The 2,594-nt window shown below is 66.9% G+C and carries 2 protein-coding genes and 1 pseudogene; 2 read left to right on the top strand and 1 reads right to left on the bottom strand.

Translation table 11 applies throughout. From position 1 onward, the window contains the following. A pseudogene (locus JHN45_RS52330) lies at positions 1-363 on the top strand (serine/threonine protein kinase); the annotation flags it as partial. A gap of 6 nt (positions 364-369) precedes the next feature. Here the strand turns inward: JHN45_RS52330 and JHN45_RS52325 are convergent. Further along, complete coding sequence (locus tag JHN45_RS52325) at positions 370-1,812, bottom strand: amino acid permease (protein WP_200717612.1); 1,443 nt, start codon at positions 1,810-1,812, stop codon at positions 370-372. Positions 1,813-1,992: 180 nt separating this feature from the next. Here JHN45_RS52325 and JHN45_RS52320 point away from each other — a divergent pair, with 180 nt between their 5' ends. Next, positions 1,993-2,478: a ribose-5-phosphate isomerase gene (locus JHN45_RS52320; RefSeq protein WP_200717611.1), complete on the top strand. Its 486-nt coding sequence runs from the start codon at positions 1,993-1,995 to the stop codon at positions 2,476-2,478. The last annotated feature ends 116 nt before the right edge of the window (positions 2,479-2,594 follow it).

Below are 2,594 nucleotides of genomic sequence, written 5' to 3'. Positions count from 1 at the left end.
CGGCGGGATCTGAAGACGGGTGCCGAGGTCCACTACACGTCCCCGGACGGCAGCCAGGAGCTCGTGGGCAAGTCCTCCCTCGCCCGAGGTGACCTCATGCAGACCTGGGAGGCCTCGGAGCGGAACGCCCACCAGGGGCAGGACTACCGGAAGATCCGCCTCGTCAGTACGACGTTCCGCGGGTACCCGGCGGTGGTCTGGGAGTACACGTTCACCCTCAAGGGCACTCCCTGGCACGCCCGGCTGCTCGGCTTCGACGCGGACGGGAAGTCGTACCAGATCAACACCTGGTACCGGCCGGACGTGGAGACCCAGGCCCTGAAGACCTACGACAAGGTCAAGAACAGTTTCGTCGTGCTGTGAACTCCCTTATCCCACAGACACCTTGTCCGTGTCGGTGTCCGATGCGGCGACCGCGACCGCCTGCCCGCCCCGCACCCGCTCCTTGATCACCGAGACCGCCACCACGGCCAGCGCGACCAGCAGCGACAGCAGGACGGTCGTACGGCCGCTGCTCTCGCCCTTCGTGTCGGTGAGCATGTAGCCGAGGACGAACACGATCAGGGCGATCGTCGCCCAGGTCAGATACGGGTACAGCCACATCCGTACGACGAGCTTCTCCGGCGACTCGCGCTCGATGATCCGCCGCATGCGCAGCTGGGACGCGCAGATGACCAGCCACACGAACAGGGCCACCGCGCCCGAGGAGTTGACCAGGAAGAGGAACACGGTGTCCGGGAAGGCGTAGTTGAAGAAGACCGCCACGAAGCCGAAGACGACCGACGCGATGATCGCCGCCATCGGTACGCCGCGCGAGGTCGTCCGGGCGAACGCGGCCGGGGCGTCGCCGCGCCCACCGAGCGAGAAGGCCATGCGGGAGGCCGTGTAGAGGCCGGAGTTGAGGCAGGACAGCACCGAGGTCAGCACGATGAAGTTCATGATCTGGCCGGCGTGCGCGATACCGAGGGAGTCGAGGGCGGCGACGTAGGAGCCCTGCTCCTTGATCGACGGGTCGTTCCAGGGGAGCAGGCAGATGACGACGAGGATCGAGCCGAGGTAGAAGACGCCGATGCGCCAGATGATGCTGTTGGTCGACTTGGTGACCGCGCGCTGCGGGTCCTCGGACTCACCGGCGGCCAGGGTCGCGATCTCGCTGCCCATGAAGGAGAAGACGACCAGCAGGACACCGGTCAGGATCGCGCCGGGGCCGTTGGGCAGGAAGCCACCGTGGTCGGTGAGATTGCCGAGGCCCGCCTTGTCGGTGTGGGCGCCGGGCAGCACGCCGAAGACCGCGAGCGCGCCGACGACGATGAACGCGCCGATCGCCACGACCTTGATCCCGGCGAACCAGAACTCGAACTCGCCGTAGGAGCCGACCGATACGAGGTTGGTGGCGGTCAGCACCACCATCACGAGCAGGGCCCAGCCCCACTGCGGTACGGCGGGGATCCAGCCCTCGAGGATCTTGGCGCCGGCGGTCGCCTCGACGGCGAGCACGACGACCCAGAAGAACCAGTACAGCCAGCCGATCGAGAAGCCGGCCCAGCGGCCGAGCGCGCGGTCGGCGTGCGCGGAGAACGAGCCGGACGTGGGGTTCGCGGCGGACATTTCACCGAGCATGCGCATCACCAGCACCACAAGCGTGCCGACGAGCGCGTAGGAGAGCAGGATGCCGGGGCCCGCGGTCGCGATGCCCGAGCTGGAACCGACGAAGAGACCGGCGCCGATGACGCCACCGATCGCGATCATCGACAGATGCCGGTTCTTGAGCCCTGCCTGGAGGCCGGAACCGTCAGTCTTGGGGGCAGTCATGGGGGGAATTCCTTTGCGCCGTTTGCAAGATGGTCCAGTGAATCGGAGGCAAAGTAATTAGTGAACCTTTGATTCCTGATCGTTACTTGAGGTTTCCTTGAGGTTCCGAGGTGTTTCCCGGTTTTAACCGGGCCGGGCCCCGGAGCTGCTTCCCGGAAACAGGCATGTCACACTCGTCCCATGCGCGTGTATCTCGGCTCCGACCATGCGGGCTTCGAACTCAAGAACCACCTCGTCGAGTGGCTGAAGGAGGCGGGTCATGAGCCCGTCGACTGCGGGCCGCACATCTTCGACGCACAGGACGACTACCCGCCCTTCTGCCTCCGCGCCGCCGAGCGCACGGCCGCCGACCCCGAGGCCCTCGGCATCGTGATCGGCGGCTCCGGCAACGGCGAGCAGATCGCGGCGAACAAGGTCAAGGGCGTGCGGGCGGCCCTCGCCTGGAGCGAGGAGACCGCGTCGCTCGGCCGGCAGCACAACAACGCGAACGTCGTCGCGGTCGGTGCGCGGATGCACTCGCGGGACGAGGCGACGAAGTTCGTGGAGACGTTCGTGTCGACGCCGTTCTCCGAGGACCCGCGGCACCAGCGCCGCATCGACATGCTGACGGACTACGAGACGACGGGTGAGCTGCCGGAGATCCCGGCGCACCACCCGCAGCGGTAGAAGGTTCTTCGAGGCTCACCCGTCGAGTGACCGAGGCGGGTGGGCGGGTGGGAAAGGAAATGCGGTAGTGCCAGAGGGGCACACGATTCATCGGCTTGCGCTGGACTACGGCGGCC

It is taken from the genome of Streptomyces sp. MBT53 (assembly GCF_016654115.1).
Taxonomy (GTDB): Bacteria; Actinomycetota; Actinomycetes; order Streptomycetales; family Streptomycetaceae; genus Streptomyces.
The sequence above is the reverse complement of the archived record's forward strand: the minus strand, read 5'-3'. Positions and strand labels throughout refer to the sequence as shown.

Bases quoted from the DNA above. Each gene is read 5' to 3' on its own strand.
- JHN45_RS52320 (WP_200717611.1), top strand. From the start codon at position 1,993: ATGCGCGTGTATCTCGGCTCCGACCATGCGGGCTTCGAACTCAAGAAC.
- JHN45_RS52325 (WP_200717612.1), bottom strand. From the start codon at position 1,812: ATGACTGCCCCCAAGACTGACGGTTCCGGCCTCCAGGCAGGGCTCAAG.